Here is an 18,966-nt window from a genome sequence, read left to right on the forward strand (position 1 = left end):
ATGTCATATATTGATTTGCACTGTGATACAGCAAGTCTTATTTATGCAAATAAGACTTCTCTTCTTCACAATGACTATCATGTAGACATTCAAAAGATGAAAGCAAGCCACTATCTCGCACAGTGGTTTGCTTTCTTTATTGAAATGAAACCAGATAGTGAAGAAGATCTTTTTAGTTATTTCAAGAATATGTATGACTACTTCATAGAAGAAGTTAAGAAAAATGAAAAAGATATAAGTATAGCTAGAACCTATCAAGATTATTTACGCTGCAAAGAGGAGAAGAAGATTGCTGCCTTTTTATCTCTTGAAGAAGGAGAAGCAATTGCAGGTTTAGAAAATCCTATTGAAACATTGGTGAATATGGGGATTACGTTAATGACTTTAACGTGGAACTATGAAAATCGCTTAGGTGCACCTCATTCTATTGATAAAGGGCTTACACAGAAGGGGCGTGACCTAATTAGTGGATTAAATGAGGTACCTATTTTGCTTGATATTTCTCATTTATCAGAAGCAGCTTTTAAAGATATAACTGAGCTTTACAAAAAGCCAATCATTGCCTCTCACTCTAATGCAAGAGGTTACTATAATCATACGCGTAATGTGACTGATCAGGGGTTAGGCATTATTGCAAATAGTGGTGGAATAGTTGGAACCAACTTCTATAGCTATTTCTTAAATAACTCAGATAATAGTAAGATAGACCATATGATTGCTAATATGGCATATATCTATAATCAAGTTGGAGAAGATGTATTAGCACTAGGAACAGATTTTGATGGAATAAGTTGCAATTTAGATGTATGTAACTGCGAAGAAATGGATAAACTTAAAAGTAGTATGACACGTTTATTTAGTTCACGTATCATTGATAAAATCTGTTATGGCAATGCAGAGCGTGTAATCCGCGAGAACTTGTAAAGTTTTAGTTGGAAAAATTTCACTCTAATGCTATAATGGGACTATAGTTCTTTTAAACAAGAAGGGAGACTAGTACAATGGAAGAAAACAAAACATGTGGATGTTCACACGATGAAGGATGCTGTGGAGGCGGACACGATCACGCTCATGAAGGATGCGGTTGTGGCGGACACGAAGAACCAGTAATCTACGTAACATTCGAAGATGAAAACAAAGAAGTTGCATGTGACGTATTAGGTATTTTCGAAGTTGACGATATTGAATATATTGCTTTAGCACCACAAGATGAAGAAGAAGTTCTTATCTACCGTTATTCAGAAGATGGAGAAGACATCAAATTAGATGAAATTACATCAGACGAAGAATACGAAAAAGTAGCTGGTGAATTCGACGATTTATTCTTCGGTGACTTAGAAGACGAAACACAAGAATAATACACATAAAAACAGGATGATACGTCATCCTGTTTTTTTACGTCTACATTGTACATACTAATATTATGATGAACCGAAAAAATATAAAAAATAAACTTCAGACCATTTTAGATAGACCAGGGGTTTATAAAATGCTTGACGAAAAGGGGAATATCTTGTATATTGGGAAATCTATTGCCCTTAAAAAGCGAATAAACTCTTATTTAGCCAAAGAAATTAAAAGAAATAATAAAATTAAGCAGATGCTTGCATGGCTATGGGATGTAGAAGTATTTTATACAGATACAGAACTAGATGCTTTGCTTTTAGAATGTAAATGGATTAAAGCATATCGCCCATTGTACAATACAGCACTGATGCAGACCGAGCGATATGGGTATCTTATATTAGAAGATGGGCCTCATTATAGATTGAGATGGAGCAGAACAAAACCAGATACAGCGCTACGTATTATTGGACCACTTACCCATCCCAGTTTAAGTAGGCAAGCAGAGGAATTCTTTAAAAGCCAATACCCTTTTATGGATTGCAAAATACAAGAAGAGGCATGTGCGAAAGTTGTTTTTAATAAGTGTCAAGGCTATTGCAAAGAAGCAGAGCGGAAGAAACGCATAGAGTTTATCCATGAGTTACTTAGTCCCGGAAGTTCTTTGCCAAGTATGCTTATGAAGCAAATTGAAACCTATTCTGAAAAGTGGGAATTTGAAAAGGCACAGCAGTTTTATGGTTACTTAAAATCTATAAATTATATTCGTGGTATAGAGCAAATGACGAATAAACTATGTTCGCAAAATGTCATAGGGAGACTCCCTATTGAAGGCACACTATTTTATAAGTATTACTTAATTATAAATGGAAGTATTCTCTATACAAAAGTAGGTATGCTTTATGAAGAAAATGAGATTATTCAAGCTTTAAGAGCCTATAAGAACAGTCAACAAGAAAAAGAAATTTTTAATATTCATAAAGAAAATATTGATGAAATCAAGATTCTTTATAGCTTTATAGAACGAAAAATGCATCGCATAGAAGTATAAAAATTCAAACAATCTCCAATACTATAACAAAATACAGATGAAAGAGGATTGAAGTGAAGAAGATAGTATTTTGTTTAAGTATTGTGTGTATATGTTTAACGTTATTTATTATGAATCGTACAATAGAGGTTAGTAGTTCTAATGTGGAAGAACACCCTATTGTAACTATATATTTAAGTAATAATACTCAGTTTAAAGTTGAATTGTACCCAGAGGAAGCACCGAATACAGTCAATAACTTTATTTATTTGGCATTATCTGATTATTATATTGGCACTCAAGTCAATCGTGTGATCCCAGATTATCTTATTCAAATAGGTGATCCTATTGGGAATGGAAAAGGATTTCCTGGGTACTATATAAAAAGTGAGTGTAAGTACAATGGGGTAAATAATCGTTTAAAGCATAAACGTGGTACATTATCTATGGCAAGAGGACGTAACTTTAACACAGAGGGTAGCCAATTTTTTGTTTTATTAGAAGATGATTGGCAATTGGATGGTAAGTTTGCAGCGTTTGGTCGCGTATTAGAAGGTATGGAGCAACTAGATACGTTACAAGACAAAGGCGTATCTGGTGAGTATTCACTTATAGAGCCTGTATACATTGAAAATATTGAAGTTCAAAATTATGAAGCGTGTTATAATCCACCAGAGATTTTAACCGTTCAAGAAGTTATGGCTCAAAATGACTAAATTTCAACATGTCCTTAAATGGTGTCTTTCTCCAACCTTATTTTTTAGTGAGCGCTACAAACAAAAGGCCATTCATCAGCAAGATAGGGGAAGGCGTGTAAGACGTCTCAATAAAACCTATTTTGGCATTTCCATCGTTATGTTACTCTTACTGATTGCTGAAAATGGATGGCTAAACTATACAGGAATAAAAAAAGTATTTTTGATTATCATACCTTTATGGTCACTCTCAAGAGTCAATGAAATTTTTATGGCATTTATTAAAGATGTTTTTGATAAGCTTATCCCTTCTAAACGTCAAAAGAATGGTTTAGAGTATCATGAGAGGGTGAGTATGGCATTTAGAAGTTTTATTGAGCTAACCATTCAATATGCTATTTTATACTTTTTACTCGATACACATTATCTAGAATATAGACTAACAAGTGGCTTATTTAATCAACCATTAAAAAGCCCTTTTACAGCGCTTTACTTAAGTTTGATTACAATAGCTTCTGTTGGATATGGCGATTATGTCCCCGTACATCCTTTGGCTAGGGGCTTAATTATGTATGAAATTATAACAGGATTTTTACTTATAGCTGTATGCTTTACAGTTTATGTAAGTTTAGATCTAGATGAAAAAGAGGCGCCTTAGCCTCTTTTTTTATCCGGTAGAATATGTAGATAGAACAAGTGTTTGATGTGGTAAAATCGTAACTATAGCTACTTTTTTATCGGGAGCAAAACTTGACAAGATTTAAAGCATATTTTACAGTATTAAAATGAGAATAATTGTGCAGGTGATAAAATATGAAAAAAGATAATTATGGAAATCAAAGTATTTCCTCACTGAAAGGTGCAGACAGAGTTAGATTGCGTCCGTCCGTTATATTTGGTTCTGACGGGATTGAAGGATGTCAGCATTCCGTATTTGAGATTTTATCCAATGCGATTGACGAAGCAAAAGAGGGATATGGCAATGTGATTGATGTGACACTTTGCAAAGATCACTCTATTATCATACAAGACTATGGCCGTGGTATGCCTCTTGATTACAATGAGAAGGAAGGCCGTTACAACTGGGATCTTATTTTTTGCGAGCTTTATGCAGGGGGGAAATACAACAATAACGAGGGTCAAAATTATGAATTTAGTTTAGGCCTCAATGGTCTTGGGGCATGTGCAACACAGTACAGTTCTGAGTTCATGGACGTAGAAGTACATGTAGATGGCTATGCTTATGAACTTCACTTTGAGAAGGGTGAAAATATAGGGGGACTTCGCAAACAAAAAGCCAACTATAAAACAACAGGAACACGTATTCACTGGAAACCGGATAAAGATGTTTTTGCAGATATTCATATTAGTAGTGAGTACTTCCATAATGTTTTAAAAAGACAAGCGATTGTCAATCAAGGAATTACTTTTAATTTTGATGATCAAATTAGAGAAGAAAAGAGTACCTATGTTTATCCAGATGGTATTTTAGGTTATGTTAAAGAAGTAGCAGATGGTAAGCAATTTACAGAAATGGTTCTTGTTAAGCAAGAAACAAGAGGACAAGACAGTCCAGACAGACCAGAGTATCGTGTGAAGTTTGAAATAGCCTTTACATTTTGTAATGAAGCAACCTTACTTGAATACTATCACAACTCTAGTTACTTAGAATATGGTGGTGCACCAGACAAAGCAATCAAAAATGCTTTTGTCTACAGTATCGATCAATATTTAAAAAATGAAAATCTTTATAACAAAGATGAGAAGAAGATTACTTTTGTAGATATTCAAGATAGTTTAATCTTAATTACAAATTCTTTTTCAACCATTACCAGCTATGAGAACCAAACCAAAAAAGCAATTACTAATAAATTTATTCAAGAAGCAATGCAAGACTTCTTAAAAGATTATTTAGCCATTTACTTTATTGAAAACAAAGACGAAGCAACACGTATAGCTAAGCAAGTCTTAGTTAATAAACGTAGTCGTGAAAAAGCAGAACGTACGCGCATTAATGTGCGTAAACAATTAGGTGGGACAATTGATATTACAAATCGTATTAAAAAGTTTGTAGACTGTCGTACAAAAGATGTGACAAAACGTGAACTTTACATCGTAGAAGGTGATTCAGCTCTTGGTTCATGTAAACTTGGAAGAAATGCAGAATTTCAAGGGATTATGGCTGTAAGAGGGAAAATTCTTAACTGCTTAAAATCCGACTATGACAAAATCTTTAAAAGTGATATCATTATTGATCTTTTAAAAGTTTTAGGTTGTGGAGTAGAAATTACAAGCAAACATAATAAAGAATTGCATACTTTTGAGTTAGATAATTTAAGATGGCAAAAAGTCGTAATCTGTACAGATGCCGACGTGGACGGATTCCAAATTCGTACACTTATCTTGGCGATGCTTTATGCCCTTGTACCAACACTCATTAAAGAGGGAAAAGTATTTATTGCAGAGACACCATTGTATGAAATCAATACAAAAGATAAAACATACTTTGCGTATTCTGATTATGAAAAAGTACAAATCCTAGATAAAATTAAGTCTAAATATACCATTCAACGTTCAAAAGGACTAGGTGAAAATGATCCTGAGATGATGTGGGAAACAACTATGAATCCTGAATCAAGAAGACTGATTCAAGTCATGCCAGAAGATGCTGAGCGTACACAAGAAGTCTTTGAAAGATTGCTCGGTGATAACTTAGCTGCAAGAAAGGCCTTTATTGCAGAAGTAGGGCACGAATATTTAGATCAATTGGATATGAGTTAAGAAGGGAGGGTCTATGATGGATGAAAAGATTATTAAGCAGAATATATCTGAGACGTTAGAGTCTAACTATATGCCTTATGCCATGAGTGTTATTGTCTCACGTGCCCTGCCTGAAATTGATGGATTTAAACCATCTCATCGTAAGTTACTCTATACGATGTATAAAATGTCATTGCTAAAATCAGCAAGGACAAAGTCAGCCAATATTGTAGGGCAAACAATGAAGCTTAACCCTCATGGAGATTCTGCTATTTATGAGACGATGGTACGTTTAACAAAAGGGTATGCAGCACTGAATACCCCATTTGTAGATTCAAAAGGAAACTTTGGTAAGGTTTATTCACGTGATATGGCTTATGCGGCTTCACGTTATACAGAAGCAAAATTAAGTGATATTTGTGAAGAACTGTTTAGAGATATTGAAGAAAACTCAGTTGTCTTTGTAGACAACTATGATGGTAAGATGAAAGAACCAACACTTTTACCTGTAACTTTTCCTAATATTTTAGTCAATCCAAATCAGGGGATTGCAGTAGGGATGGCAAGCAATATTTGTAGTTTCAACTTAGAAGAGGTATGTGATGCAACGATTGCTTATCTTAAAGATCAAGATATAGATATTGCAGATTACATTTTAGCACCAGACTTTTCAACAGGTGGAGAAATTTTCTATAACAAAGAAGATATGCGCCATATTTTAAATAGTGGACGCGGTTCTTTTAGAATGCGTGGGAAATATCAATATGTTAAAAAGGAAAATTGTATTGAGATTACAGAGATTCCTTATACAACAACAGTAGAAGCTATTATCGATAAAATTGAAGAAGCTGTTAAAGTGGGTAAAATCAAAGAGGTTTCGGATGTACGTGATGAAACGGACTTATCAGGTCTTAAGCTGACTGTAGACTTAAAACGTTCAGCAGACCCAAGTATAGTTATGCAAAAACTCTTTAAGCTTACAACATTAGAAGATTCATTTAGTTGCAACTTTAATGTTCTTATTGATGGTGCACCAAAAGTACTAGGTGTTAAAAGTATTATTGAAGAATGGGTAAGATTTAGAAAGGATTGTCTCATTCGTAAGTTTACCTTTAATATTGAGAAGATGCAAAAGAGACATCATCTCTTATTAGGTCTTAAACAAATCTTATTTGATATTGATAAAGCAATTGAAATTATTAGGCATACAGAAAAAGAAAATCAAGTTATTCCAAACTTGATGCGCGCTTTTGATTTAACAGAGCTTCAAGCAGAGTTTGTAGCAGAAATCAAATTACGCCACTTAAATAAACAATATATTTTAAATACCTTACAAGATGTTGATAAATTAGAGCAAGAAATTGCACGTTTATCTGAGATTATTGAAAGTGATAAAAAACTTAAAAAAGTTATTAGTGACGAACTTAAACAAACTAAGAAAAAATACAGTGCACCAAGACGTACAACGCTTATTGAGCCTAATAAAGAAGAAGCCTTACCAAGTGATGCACTCATTGAAGACTACAACTTAAAAATCTTCTTTACAGAACATCAATATTTGAAAAAAATCTCATTAGCTTCTTTACGTAGTAGTGGTGAACAAAAAATGAAGGATAACGATACAATTATCCAAGAAGTTGAAACAGCCAATAAGAGTGAGCTTTTATTCTTTACGAATAAGTGTAATGTGTATAAAATAAAAACGTATGAAATCGAAGATTGTAAAGCCAGCCAGTTTGGTGTATACTTACCTAATATTTTAGATTTAGAACCAGATGAAACGATTATGTATGTGCATCCAACCTTAGATTATACAGGATCTATTTTATTTGGATTTGAAACAGGCAAGATTGCACGTGTACCTTTAAATGTTTATGAGACAAAGACAAACCGTAAAAAACTTGTGAAAGCTTATTATGGTAAGAGTGCATGTGTAGGTATGTGCGTGATTGGCGAAGAAGCCTTTATAAAATGTGTTAGAACAGATGGACGTTCAGCTATTGTTCCAACAACATTGATTGAAGAAAAGGCAAAACGTGATACACCGGGGATTCAAGCAATTACAATTACAAAGAAACATACAATGGCAAGTCTGACATGCCTAAATGAAGGCACTGAAGAAATAGAAAAATTAGCAGCTAGTTCGTTGCCAGCTCAAGCGAAACTATAGATAGGCAGGAAGTAGCGGGAGGAAATTATGAGAAGTGATCTTTTAGAGAGCAATCGTATTATTGTTAAAATTGGTACATCATCACTCACACATCCAAATGGTCAAACCAATCTTAACAAAATGGAAAAATTAGCACGTGTTTTAACAGATTTAAATCATCAAGGTAAGGAAATCATATTAGTATCATCTGGTGCTATTGGTGTAGGAACAAGAAGACTTGGTCTTACAGAAAGACCGCAAGAGCTTGAGATGAAACAAGCAACAGCAGCAGTAGGGCAAGCAATTTTAATGCAAATCTATGAGAAATTCTTTGGGGAATATAATCAGGTTATTGCACAAGTCCTTCTTACAAAAGATGTGATTGAAGATCCAATTAAAAATCAAAATGCTAAAAATACTTTGTTTGCTCTATTAAAATTAGGGGTTATACCAATCATTAATGAAAATGACTGTATTTCTACAGCTCAAATTGAAGGTTATCGCTTTGGAGATAATGATACCTTATCTGCTATGGTTGCAGAATTAGTAGATGGGGATTTACTTATCTTACTTACAGATATTGATGGTCTTTATACAGATAATCCAAAAGAAAATAAAGATGCGACTTTAATCAAAGAAGTAGAAGCAATTACTTCAGATATTGAAGGATTAGGCAAAGATACAGGTTCTAAATTTGGAACAGGTGGTATGACAACTAAGATTACAGCCGCTAAGATAGCTAAAGCAAATGAGACACATACAGTTGTTGCTTTAGGAGATGACATCAATGTACTCTACAATATTCTAGATGGTGAAGAAGTAGGGACATGGTTTAAAGCCAAATAAGAGAGGTAATGAAAAATGGAAATGGATAAACTTATTGCACGTATTAATGAACTTGCGAAGAAAAAGAAAGAAGAAGGTTTAACACCAACTGAACTTGATGAACAAGCTAAATTACGTGAGCAATACTTACAAATCTTTAGATCAAATTTCAAAGGTCAATTATCAAACACAAAAATTCAAACACCAGATGGCAAGTTACATCCACTTAAATATATGCCAACTGACAAATAGAATGAAGGGGGCTGTTGCACACAAGTTGCAACGGCCTTTTCATATATAACAGGGGATGAGAGATGCAACAAGGCTAGACTATTAAGGTGGATTGGTGTACAATAAGAACAAATGTTCTTTTTGAAGGAGAAGTTATGATTGCGTATTTAAAAGGTGAAATTACAGAGATACATGATAATGATATATGGATAGAAGTAGGACAAATGGGATATGAAGTTTTTGTACCCTATGAGCAAAATGCCAGTGCGTTACAAAGAGGCAAAAATGTTAAGCTTTATATTTATGAAAATATTAAAGAAGATGCTCATGATTTATATGGTTTTGTAACGGTGCAGCAGAAAGAACTTTTTAAAAAGTTAGTGGGCGTAAATGGTATTGGGCCAAAGACAGCGTTGCAAATGATGAATTTATATGATGTAGATCATCTCATTGAAATTATTATGATGCAAGACCATAAGGCATTAGGTAAGGTAAGTGGTATTGGGCCAAAGACTGCTCAGCGTATTATTTTAGAACTTAAAGATGTGGTTCAAAAACTTGCAATGCCAGATTTATCTCATTTAGAAAAAGGTTTACCAGCATCAACAGGACAAGCTAAAGAAGAAGCCATTGAAGCACTTGAGGCTTTAGGCTTCCCATTAACTGAAGCGAGAAAAGCTGTTCAAGCAATCTTTGATTACAATGATACAACTGAAGTGATTATTAAAAAGGCTTTAGCATTACTTACAAATTAGGGGGGAGATTAGATGGAAACACGTATGATGTCAGCAGACTTACACATTGAAGACACAGACATAGAAAATAATATTAGACCCCTGACACTTGATGAATATATAGGGCAAAGTACCATTAAAGAAAATCTTAAAATCTTTATTGAGGCAGCAAAAGGCAGGGGAGAAGCACTTGATCATGTACTACTTTATGGACCACCAGGACTAGGGAAGACAACACTTGCAGGGGTTATAGCTAATGAAATGGGTGTTAAACTTAAAGTGACAGCGGGTCCTGCCATTGAGAAACCAGGAGATATTGCAGCGATTTTAAATGGGCTACAACCAGGTGATTTGCTGTTTATTGATGAAATTCATCGTATGCCACGTCAGGTAGAAGAAGTACTTTACTCTGCAATGGAAGATTATCATATAGATATTGTTGTGGGGAAAGGTCCAACAGCTAAGTCAATCCGTCTTTCTTTGCCACCATTTACATTAGTTGGTGCGACAACAAGAGCAGGGATGTTAAGTTCTCCACTTCGTGACCGTTTTGGAATAGTGCAACGTCTTGAGTATTATTCTTTAGAGGAACTCATGCAAATTGTAGAGCGTACAGCACGTATTTTAGGGGTGGGGATTACTACAGAAGGTGCAAGAGAAATTGGAAAGTGCTCTAGAGGCACACCTAGGCTTGCAAACCGTCTCTTAAAACGTGTACGTGATATTGTAAGTATTAAATACGACAGCATGATTACTGAAGAAACTGCACTTGCGTCTTTAAAATTATTAAATATTGATACACAGGGATTAGATGAAATCGATCGACGCATTCTAAATACAATCTGGAATCAATTTAAAGGTGGGCCAGTTGGTCTTGAGACCCTTGCAGCAACTATCGGGGAAGAAAGAGAAACACTAGAAGATGTGTATGAACCTTACCTGATGCAACAAGGCTTGCTCCAGCGTACGCCTAGAGGACGTATGCTGACAGAAAGTGCAAAGAATTTTTTGCAAATTCCAGAGGAGTTAAGATAGTTTTTTGAATATAGATATGTTATAATGACAAAAAATACTAATAGGCATAGCCATTTATAATGGGGTGTTCAATATGACAAAGAATAAAGTAGAGGTCATTATCGGGGGACAAGTTTTTGCATTACAAGGAAATGAATCACAAGAACATATTCAAAAGGTGGCAAGTGTATTAGATCAAAAAGTATTAGAAATTCATAAACAAGATCCCATGCACAAGCTTAGTTCTGCTCAAAAGCATATGATGGCAGCACTGAATATGGCAGATGAGTATTTAAAAATGAAAACAGATTTAGAAAGATTTAGTCAAGAATTAGAGAAATGTAATGCAGAAAATTTGGCGCTTCTCGAACGTATTGAAGAAATGTCACTTGAAATGAACAGGCTTAAAATCATGAAAAGAAGAAAATAGAACTTATTGAAGGGGGTGCTGTTAAGTTACCCCTTTTATGATGAAAAAAGAAAGAAGGACACAGTGTGAGACAAGTAGAATTATTAGCACCAGTTGGCAAGTTTGAAAATGCTTTAGCGGCTATTGAGAATGGGGCCAACGCTATCTTCGTAGGAGGAAAAGTTTTTAATGCAAGACAATTTGCAGATAACTTTGATGAAGATGAACTCGAAAAAATCGTAAACTATTGCAAACTTCGTGGAGTGAAAACACATATTACAGTAAATACTTTAATTAAAGAAGACGAGCTTCCTGAACTGATGCAGTACTTAGAAAGTTTAGCAAGACTTGGTGTAGATGCGGTGATTGTCCAAGATCTTGGAGTTGCTTATCTTGTTAAGCGTTACTTCCCACAGATTGAACTCCATGCAAGTACACAAATGAGTGCACATAGTTTAGAAGATGTGCTTTTCTTAAAAGCATTTGGTTTTAAACGTGTTGTACTTGCAAGAGAAATGCAACTTGAAGAAATTAAACAAATAAAAGATGCTGTAGATATTGAAATAGAAACATTTATCCATGGTGCTCTTTGCTATTCATACTCTGGACAATGCTTGTTTAGCAGTCAAATTGGAGGCAGAAGTGGAAATCGTGGGCGCTGTGCACAACCATGTCGTATGACATACGACTTATTAGAAGATGGTGAAGAAAAGATTAAATCTACTTATTTCTTAAGCCCGAAGGACCTTTATAGTCTTAGTTTCTTACCACAACTTATTGAGATAGGTATTGATTCATTCAAAATGGAAGGGCGTATGAAGTCTCCAGAGTATGTGGCATCTGTCACACGTGTTTATCGTAAATATGTGGATCTAGCTTTAAAGGATCCAAAACACTATAAAGTAGAACAAGAAGATATTGAAATGCTTCAATCAATATTTAACCGTGGTGGTTTCTCAGAAGGCTACTACTTTAAAAAAGCAGGCCTTGATATGATGACAGAGAAGACACCAAAAAATATTGGGCTTCGCGTAGGACATATTGTAAAATACGATAAACGTAATAAGCTTGCAACCATTTATACAGAAAAAACATTAAACCCAGGAGATGGGCTTGAAATTTGGAATAAGAAAAAACATACAGGAACAGGGATTTCAAAAGTCTATCCAGGTGGGCAGACCTTTACTGTACGCGTAGAAGATTGGGTAGATGAGAAAAGTCCAGTTTACCTATCTAAAAATAATACACTTCTTAAAGCTTTACGAAAAACCTATGAAAAGGCACAACGTAAAGTACCTGTACAAGGAAAACTTGTTGGAAAATTGGGTGAGCCAGTAAGCTTTACACTCTTTTATGAAGGGCTTGAGGCAACAGCCCTAGGCGAAATCTTAGAAGCGGCTCAAAGTGCACCTCTTACAAAAGAAGTAGCAATAGAGAAACTTTCAAAACTTGGGACCACATCTTTTGAGCTTACTCATGTAGATGCAGAGTGGGATGATGATGTGTATATGACTATTAGTAAGTTGAATGAATTACGCCGCGAAGCAGTGGCTCATTTAGAGGCTTTAATTTGTGAAAGTGGTACGCAAAAAACCTATGCGCCTTATACACCAGATAGCAATCAGCGTTATGAAGGAAAGCCAAGTTACCATGCACAAGTACGTACCATAGAACAACTTCAAGTAGTGCTTGATTACCCACAACTTCAAGCAGTGTATTGGGAATGGCAATATAATGATCGAAAAATGCAAGAGGCTTTAGAGCTTTGTGAGGCAAAGGGGAAACCAATGTATATTGTGTTTCCGGCAATTACAAAAGAAAAGGCACTTGAGAGAATTAAAAAAAGCTTGCCAAGCTTTGAAGCAAGTGGCTTAACAGGCTATGTCATTCGTACATTAGGAGTCTTTTATATATTGATGTCTAGTCACAAAGAGAAGGTCATTGATTATAATTTAAATGTAATGAATAATGAAGCGGTTTATCAATGGAGTGAAAATGGCGTAACACGTATAACTACTTCAGCAGAACTTGCAAAAGAAGAGTTAGAATGCTTAGAAGGTCCACTTGAAACCATTATCTATGGTAGATTGCCTGTAATGACAACAGAACAATGTGTACTAGGTAACCATGAGCTTTGTCAAAAGAAAAAACAAACTGGAAAATATAGTTTGCGTGATCGTAAAGGGGCTATCTGGCCACTTACAACAGATTGTGTAGGTTGTAAAATGCAAATTTTAATGCATGAACCGCTTCTTATAGAACCAGAAAAGTACTTACAAAATATGTCTTTAATGGTTTATCGTATTTGGTTCACTGAAGAAAATGCCAAGGAAACAAAAGAAGTTTTAGAAAGTTTATTGAATGGTAAAAAAGTAACTTTTGCTAGTCAAAAAGCAAGTTTCTTAAAGCCTATAGACTAAAGAAAAAGAGGTGATGAAATGGCCTATTTAGAGTTGATGATTTTACTGAGTCGATTTGTATTTGCAGGATTTGCAATACTTTTTATTGTGCTGATTTTTAGTTTTATGAAGCCATTTATCAGTTATTCACTTGGACAGCCTATTTATAAGCATTCACTTATGTTTTCATGCATCCTCTTTTTCCACTTAGGGGGAACCGCTATTTTATTTGGTAAGGCGCCGAGTCTTGCTATGAGACAGGGGATCATCTTTAACAGTGTGATTTTAGCTGCTGCATTTATCTTTATTAAGTGGTTACTTAAAAGACTTAAAAGACAAGATGAAATGGTTATCTGGTATATTATCTTTTTCTTAGTAGACATAAGCTATATTATGTTAGAACGTCTTAATCATGCTGAAGCAACTAAACAAATTGTATGGTTTATACTTGGTATGTGTATTGCTATGTTTTTACCAACTATTTTTGGAAAAATGCTACAACCTAAATATAAATTACTGTATATGTTCTTGACACTAGGTATGATTATATTACCATTTATCTTTGGAGAATCTAAATATGGTGCCATGAACTGGGTAGAAATTGCAGGTTTTGGTTTTCAGCCTTCTGAGTTTGGGAAGGTTACCTTTGTTCTCTTTTTAGCTGCTCATTTTGATGAATTCGAGTTTAAGAGTCATAAGTTAAGCATAATCTTCCAGTCTATTGTATTTACAGGTGCTATTTTGTTAATGCTTGTTTTTCAAAGAGATTTAGGCGGAGCACTTTTATACGGATTAACCTTCCTGATTATGCTTTATATTGGAACCAAAAATGCGTTCTTACCGTTAATAGGTATAGCAGGGGGCGCAGTGGCAGCAATACTAGCGTATTTTTGTTTTGGGCATGTGCGTGTCCGAGTAGAGGCATGGATTGATCCATGGGCAGATATTGCAGGGAATGGTTATCAAGTTGTCCAAGGGCTTTTTGCTATTGGTACATGGGGATGGTTTGGAAGTGGATTAACCCGTGGTATTCCTAATAAAATCCCAATTGTAACAACAGACTATATTTTTGCTGCTCTTTGCGAAGAATTAGGCAATATAGTAGGGATTGTTGTCCTTCTAGCTATTTTAGGTCTTATATTGCAAGGTTTAAAAGGGGCACTGATTCAATTACATGATTTTGAAAAATTTTTATGTATTGGTTTTGTTGTGATTATTGGCTTACAAACTTTAATTATTGTAGGCGGTGTTCTCAAACTTATTCCTTTAACAGGAATTACCCTACCTTTTGTGAGTTATGGTGGAACTTCTTTGTTTGTATGCTTAGGCATGATGGGGATCGTCACCTACTTTGTACGCAAAACACTTAAGTTTGCAAGAAAGGAAGGGAAAGAAATTGAAGAATAATCGTTACATCTACCGTGTAGCTGCTGTTTTTATCCTACTTTTTATAGGGGTAGCAGCTTATGTAGGCTATTTTACAGTCGTAGAAAGTAAGAAGCTTATTGTAAATCCATATAATAAAAGATTAGACCATCTAGAAAACGAAGTCGTAAGAGGAAAGATTTTAGATACAAATGGTGTTGTGCTTGCAACCAGTGAAAATGGAATAAGGGAATATCCTTATGGAAAAACTTATGCCCATGCTGTAGGTTATGTAGGGCATGATAAAACAGGTGTTGAGTCGAGAGCTAATGTAGAGCTTCTTTATCCTAACTACAATCTTAAATCAATTTTTGCCTTTGCTTTTGCAGAGGAAAAGTTTCAAGGGCATGATGTGTATTTAACACTAGACCATAAGTTGCAGCAAGCATGCCGTGATGGACTAGGTGATTATCGTGGAGCAGCAGTTGTTATTGAACCACGCACAGGTAAGATTAGAGCACTTTACTCTAATCCGGGCTTTAATCCGAATACAATTGGTGAGAACTGGAATGATTTAGTAGAAGATACAGATCGCAGTGTACTTCTTAATCGAGCAACACAGGGGCTATATCCACCAGGTTCTACCTTTAAAATACTTACAACCATTGCGTATCTGCAACAACTTGGTGATAGTGCTTTTGATTATGAGTATGAGTGTAAGGGCGTTATCTCAAAAGATGGCCATGAGATTAAATGTAATAATGGAAAGGTTCATGGAAAGGTAAACTTAGAATCAGCCTTTACTGTTTCATGTAATACTTATTTTGTATCTTTAAGTGAGCAAATTTCTGCAGGTGAACTAAGAAAAGTTGCAACAGAGTTATTATTCAATCGTGCTCTTGGTGCTCAAATAGATTACAAGCAAAGTTTATTTAAATTAAATGACCAAAGTGATACATTCAACAAAATGGCTACCTATATGGGACAAGGTGAGACACTTGTATCTCCACTTCATTTAGCAATGATTGCCTCTATTGTTTATAACGATGGTGTGCTCATGTCTCCATATATTATAGATTATTCCCTTAATAATAAAGGGAATGTAGGTCTTAAAAACCTTCCACAATATGAAGGAACTTATTTAGACGAAAAGCTTTGTAAAACTTTAAGAGAAATGATGATTAATGTAGTAACAAATGGTACAGGAAATCGAATTTATAGAAACGATTTGGTAATTGGTGGGAAAACAGGTACAGCTCAAAATGAAACAGGTGCAGATCATTCACTGTTTGTCGGCTTTGCAGAACCTAAAGAAGGCAATAAGGAAAGTATTGTATTTGCAGTTGTTGTAGAACAAGGTGGCCAAGGTGCTAAAGCGTTAAACGTAAGTAATGAGATTTTAAATGCTTATAAAAATGAATAGCCATTTGGATTTGGTTGAAAAATAAGAAGAAACAAGCTATACTAAAATCAACTAGAGTATAAAAGAAAGACAGGTGGCTTTATGATTGAAACTGTCAGTTGCGGTGGCGTTGTCGTGCATAAGGGGAAAGTCCTTGCTCTTTATAAAGATTTCAAAGGGAGAAGGGAATATAAGTATGTTGGTTGGGTACTTCCTAAAGGAACTGTTGAATACGGCGAAAGCAATGAAATGACCGCAATTAGAGAAGTAAAGGAAGAATCAGGTGTGGATGCAGAAATAGTAGAGTACATTGGGTCTACTCAATATACTTTTCAAGGGAAAGAAGACCTTGTAAGTAAAACTGTACATTGGTATTTAATGCGTGCACAGAGCTTTTATAGCAAACCACAAAGAGAAGAGCATTTTATGGATAGTGGATATTACAAATTTCATGAAGCGTATCATCTCATGAAGTTTTCCGATGAAAAATATATCTTGAAAAAAGGGTATCAGATGTATTTGGATTTAAGAAAAGATAATATGTGGGATCAAAAAAGAAAAGAGATAAAAATGAACTGCTGGTAATAAATTTATCAGCAGTTCATTTTTATATTAAATGTGTATGATTATGTCCAACTAACTTTATAAAACATTTAGACCATTTTCATTTAAGTATAACAACAGAAAGCTAATAAAAAAAGAGGTTATAGTCCAAAACTATAACCTCTTTTTTAAATGATGCGGATAAAGGGAATCGAACCCTTACGATGTTACCATCGGCAGATTTTGAGTCTGCTGCGTCTGCCAGTTCCGCCACATCCGCTTGATGCTTGTTTAGTATAGCATAAATTGAAAAGTGGTGCAAGCATATTTTACCAATAAATGATGCTGTTATCTAAAAAATTGAGAATAAGATGTAATAAATATGGAAATATGATATGATAGTGAAGATGCGAAAAAGGCTATGATTTGGGTAGGAAAGGAGTCAGTCTTTTGGATGAAATAATAGAAAGAAACTTAATTGAGAAAGCCAAGCAGGGTGATGTTGCAGCTTTTGAAACGTTGATGCTAAGTTATGAAAAGCATATTTATAATATTTGTTTAAAAATGCTAGGCGATGAACAGGAAGCATTTGATGGTGCGCAAGAAGTTTGTGTGAAGCTTTGGAGACAGCTTAAAACCTTTGAAGGGAACTCTAAGTTTAGCACATGGATGTATCGTATTGCTACTAATCAGTGCTTAGATTTAATTAGAAAAAGAAAAAGTCGTTTAGAAGGTGAAGTGTCTTTGTATCAGCCCTCTAAGGATTCAGAAAATGAATGGGTATTAGATGAGGCCCCTAAACATGATGTAATGAGTGAGCATGTAGATCAGCTCGCTTTAAAGGATATTATGGAACAAGCCTTAAAAGAGGTTAAAGAAGAGTATAAACAGATTCTGATTTTAAGAGATGTAGAAGGCTATAGCTATGATGAAATAGCAGAAACATTGGAAATGAATAAAGGGACCGTAAAATCTAGGCTTTCAAGAGCACGTTTAGCAATGAAAGAGATTTTAATGCAAAATAAGGAACCTTATAAGTCTTTCTTTCGTCAAACTATTAAGAAGGAGGGCAACATATGAAATGTGAAGATTACCAAGAATTAATATCCCCTTATTTAGATGATGCCTTATCATATGACGAAAAAATGCAGCTTGAAGCACATCTTAAAGCTTGCCCTACATGTCAGGAAACGTTAGAAATGATGCAACTCATAATGGGAGGATTAAATGAGATGGAGGAAGCTCCATTACCAGAAGGCTTCCATGAAAGACTACATGAAAATTTAATGGATGAATTAGCTATAACCAATAAGCAAACTGCAGCAACAACTACAGTAGTTACAGAACTACCTAAAAATAAAAAACATCCTTACAGATTTTTAACTTATGCTTCAGGACTTGCTGCTGCACTTATTATAGGCATTGCACTTGTACCTAGGGGAACAGGGCAAGAACTTGATGGTGCACCAATAGAACAAGCACCACAAGTTGCATCTTCTAGAATGCAATCAGAAGATTTAGTAAAAAACCAAGTAGCACCAGTACAAGAAATTGCGCCATTTAGCATGGAGAGTCAAGTGATGCCAATGTCCCTTGAAGAAGAACAATGGAATATTACAATCGAGGATTTAGAACAGTTTGGTGAATTTATAACAGGTTATTGTAAAGAGAATCAAATAACATTCACCAGTTGGCAAGAAAATGCCATTATCCATTATACGTTACAGCCATTATCTAAAGAGAATTTCAAAGAAACACTTATGGCACAGATGAAAGATAATGAGCATATAGACATTGTAAATCCAGGTGAAGAACCACAACTTCACCTAATTGTGACTATAAAAGAATAAAGGAGACTTGACACATAAGAGGCTTTTTGTTACATTATAGTCATAAATGCATATTTATGGTTGCAATGATAAAGAGGAGTAATAGAAGAAGAACGTTTTAGCGAGACTGGGAGAGTGTAAGCCAGTTACGAGTTCATTTTATGAAGGCGCTTTGGAGCAATATATGAAAGTGGGATATTTATTATCCAATTAGGGTGGAACCGCGGAAGTTACCTT

At 34.9% G+C, this 18,966-nt stretch carries 18 protein-coding genes and 1 tRNA gene; 18 read left to right on the forward strand and 1 reads right to left on the reverse strand.

Features of this window, described 5'->3' with window-relative positions; all coding sequences use genetic code 11:
* From PBV87_RS13035 to PBV87_RS13110, 16 genes are all read left to right on the forward strand, one after another.
* Entirely contained in the window at positions 1-924 is a 924-nt protein-coding gene (locus tag PBV87_RS13035) for a dipeptidase (protein WP_053985200.1), read from the forward strand.
* A 77-nt stretch (positions 925-1,001) separates the two neighbouring features.
* Complete coding sequence (locus PBV87_RS13040; RefSeq protein ID WP_082238814.1) at positions 1,002-1,358, forward strand: DUF1292 domain-containing protein; 357 nt, start codon at positions 1,002-1,004, stop codon at positions 1,356-1,358.
* Positions 1,359-1,426: 68 nt separating this feature from the next.
* The gene (locus PBV87_RS13045) at positions 1,427-2,395 is read left to right on the forward strand and encodes a GIY-YIG nuclease family protein (protein WP_330680425.1); all 969 of its coding nucleotides are present in this window, start codon (positions 1,427-1,429) and stop codon (positions 2,393-2,395) included.
* 53 nt (positions 2,396-2,448) lie between these two features.
* Positions 2,449-3,090, forward strand: a complete 642-nt coding sequence (locus PBV87_RS13050) for a peptidylprolyl isomerase (protein ID WP_053985198.1) — start codon at positions 2,449-2,451, stop codon at positions 3,088-3,090.
* A complete protein-coding gene (locus PBV87_RS13055) occupies positions 3,083-3,727 on the forward strand; it encodes a potassium channel family protein (RefSeq protein ID WP_053985197.1) in 645 nt (214 codons plus the stop codon). Before PBV87_RS13050 ends, PBV87_RS13055 begins: the two co-directional genes overlap by 8 nt.
* 155 nt (positions 3,728-3,882) lie before the next feature.
* Positions 3,883-5,850, forward strand: coding sequence for a DNA gyrase/topoisomerase IV subunit B (locus PBV87_RS13060; RefSeq protein ID WP_053985196.1), 1,968 nt, complete (start codon positions 3,883-3,885; stop codon positions 5,848-5,850).
* Positions 5,851-5,866: 16 nt separating this feature from the next.
* Positions 5,867-7,999, forward strand: coding sequence for a DNA gyrase subunit A (locus PBV87_RS13065; RefSeq protein WP_082238812.1), 2,133 nt, complete (start codon positions 5,867-5,869; stop codon positions 7,997-7,999).
* Positions 8,000-8,026: 27 nt separating this feature from the next.
* Entirely contained in the window at positions 8,027-8,824 is a 798-nt protein-coding gene (proB, locus tag PBV87_RS13070; RefSeq protein ID WP_053985194.1) for a glutamate 5-kinase, read from the forward strand.
* Between the two features lie 15 nt (positions 8,825-8,839).
* Positions 8,840-9,055 (forward strand): DUF896 domain-containing protein, encoded by a 216-nt coding sequence (locus tag PBV87_RS13075; protein WP_053985193.1) that lies wholly within the window; start codon positions 8,840-8,842, stop codon positions 9,053-9,055.
* 86 nt (positions 9,056-9,141) lie between these two features.
* Positions 9,142-9,789 (forward strand): Holliday junction branch migration protein RuvA, encoded by a 648-nt coding sequence (ruvA, locus tag PBV87_RS13080; protein ID WP_198524926.1) that lies wholly within the window; start codon positions 9,142-9,144, stop codon positions 9,787-9,789.
* A gap of 12 nt (positions 9,790-9,801) precedes the next feature.
* Complete coding sequence (gene ruvB, locus PBV87_RS13085; protein ID WP_053985191.1) at positions 9,802-10,803, forward strand: Holliday junction branch migration DNA helicase RuvB; 1,002 nt, start codon at positions 9,802-9,804, stop codon at positions 10,801-10,803.
* 73 nt (positions 10,804-10,876) lie between these two features.
* On the forward strand, positions 10,877-11,212 hold the full coding sequence (locus PBV87_RS13090) for a cell division protein ZapA (RefSeq protein ID WP_053985190.1): 336 nt from the start codon (positions 10,877-10,879) through the stop codon (positions 11,210-11,212).
* A gap of 65 nt (positions 11,213-11,277) precedes the next feature.
* Positions 11,278-13,611, forward strand: a complete 2,334-nt coding sequence (locus PBV87_RS13095; protein WP_271012579.1) for a U32 family peptidase — start codon at positions 11,278-11,280, stop codon at positions 13,609-13,611.
* 18 nt (positions 13,612-13,629) lie between these two features.
* Entirely contained in the window at positions 13,630-14,997 is a 1,368-nt protein-coding gene (locus PBV87_RS13100) for an FtsW/RodA/SpoVE family cell cycle protein (protein ID WP_271012580.1), read from the forward strand.
* The gene (locus PBV87_RS13105; protein ID WP_053985187.1) at positions 14,987-16,378 is read left to right on the forward strand and encodes a penicillin-binding transpeptidase domain-containing protein; all 1,392 of its coding nucleotides are present in this window, start codon (positions 14,987-14,989) and stop codon (positions 16,376-16,378) included. Before PBV87_RS13100 ends, PBV87_RS13105 begins: the two co-directional genes overlap by 11 nt.
* Before the next feature lie 81 nt (positions 16,379-16,459).
* Positions 16,460-16,942, forward strand: a complete 483-nt coding sequence (locus PBV87_RS13110; RefSeq protein WP_053985186.1) for an NUDIX hydrolase — start codon at positions 16,460-16,462, stop codon at positions 16,940-16,942.
* Between the two features lie 154 nt (positions 16,943-17,096).
* Here PBV87_RS13110 and PBV87_RS13115 read toward each other — a convergent pair.
* Positions 17,097-17,180: transfer RNA gene (locus tag PBV87_RS13115), tRNA-Leu, on the reverse strand.
* 170 nt (positions 17,181-17,350) lie between these two features.
* On the opposite strand from PBV87_RS13115, the gene PBV87_RS13120 reads away from it, so the two are divergent.
* Positions 17,351-17,980, forward strand: a complete 630-nt coding sequence (locus PBV87_RS13120) for an RNA polymerase sigma factor (protein WP_242847683.1) — start codon at positions 17,351-17,353, stop codon at positions 17,978-17,980.
* Positions 17,977-18,750: an anti-sigma factor family protein gene (locus PBV87_RS13125; protein ID WP_053985185.1), complete on the forward strand. Its 774-nt coding sequence runs from the start codon at positions 17,977-17,979 to the stop codon at positions 18,748-18,750. The genes PBV87_RS13120 and PBV87_RS13125 overlap by 4 nt, the downstream gene beginning before the upstream one ends.
* Positions 18,751-18,966 lie beyond the last annotated feature (216 nt).

It is taken from the genome of Holtiella tumoricola (genome assembly GCF_027857615.1).
Taxonomy (GTDB): domain Bacteria; phylum Bacillota; class Clostridia; order Lachnospirales; family Cellulosilyticaceae; genus Holtiella; species Holtiella tumoricola.

Bases quoted from the DNA above. Each gene is read 5' to 3' on its own strand.
- PBV87_RS13035 (WP_053985200.1), top strand. From the start codon at position 1: ATGTCATATATTGATTTGCACTGTGATACAGCAAGTCTTATTTATGCA.
- PBV87_RS13040 (WP_082238814.1), top strand. From the start codon at position 1,002: ATGGAAGAAAACAAAACATGTGGATGTTCACACGATGAAGGATGCTGT.
- PBV87_RS13045 (WP_330680425.1), top strand. From the start codon at position 1,427: ATGAACCGAAAAAATATAAAAAATAAACTTCAGACCATTTTAGATAGA.
- PBV87_RS13055 (WP_053985197.1), top strand. From the start codon at position 3,083: ATGACTAAATTTCAACATGTCCTTAAATGGTGTCTTTCTCCAACCTTA.
- PBV87_RS13060 (WP_053985196.1), top strand. From the start codon at position 3,883: ATGAAAAAAGATAATTATGGAAATCAAAGTATTTCCTCACTGAAAGGT.
- PBV87_RS13065 (WP_082238812.1), top strand. From the start codon at position 5,867: ATGGATGAAAAGATTATTAAGCAGAATATATCTGAGACGTTAGAGTCT.
- proB (WP_053985194.1), top strand. From the start codon at position 8,027: ATGAGAAGTGATCTTTTAGAGAGCAATCGTATTATTGTTAAAATTGGT.
- PBV87_RS13075 (WP_053985193.1), top strand. From the start codon at position 8,840: ATGGAAATGGATAAACTTATTGCACGTATTAATGAACTTGCGAAGAAA.
- ruvB (WP_053985191.1), top strand. From the start codon at position 9,802: ATGGAAACACGTATGATGTCAGCAGACTTACACATTGAAGACACAGAC.
- PBV87_RS13090 (WP_053985190.1), top strand. From the start codon at position 10,877: ATGACAAAGAATAAAGTAGAGGTCATTATCGGGGGACAAGTTTTTGCA.
- PBV87_RS13100 (WP_271012580.1), top strand. From the start codon at position 13,630: ATGGCCTATTTAGAGTTGATGATTTTACTGAGTCGATTTGTATTTGCA.
- PBV87_RS13110 (WP_053985186.1), top strand. From the start codon at position 16,460: ATGATTGAAACTGTCAGTTGCGGTGGCGTTGTCGTGCATAAGGGGAAA.
- PBV87_RS13125 (WP_053985185.1), top strand. From the start codon at position 17,977: ATGAAATGTGAAGATTACCAAGAATTAATATCCCCTTATTTAGATGAT.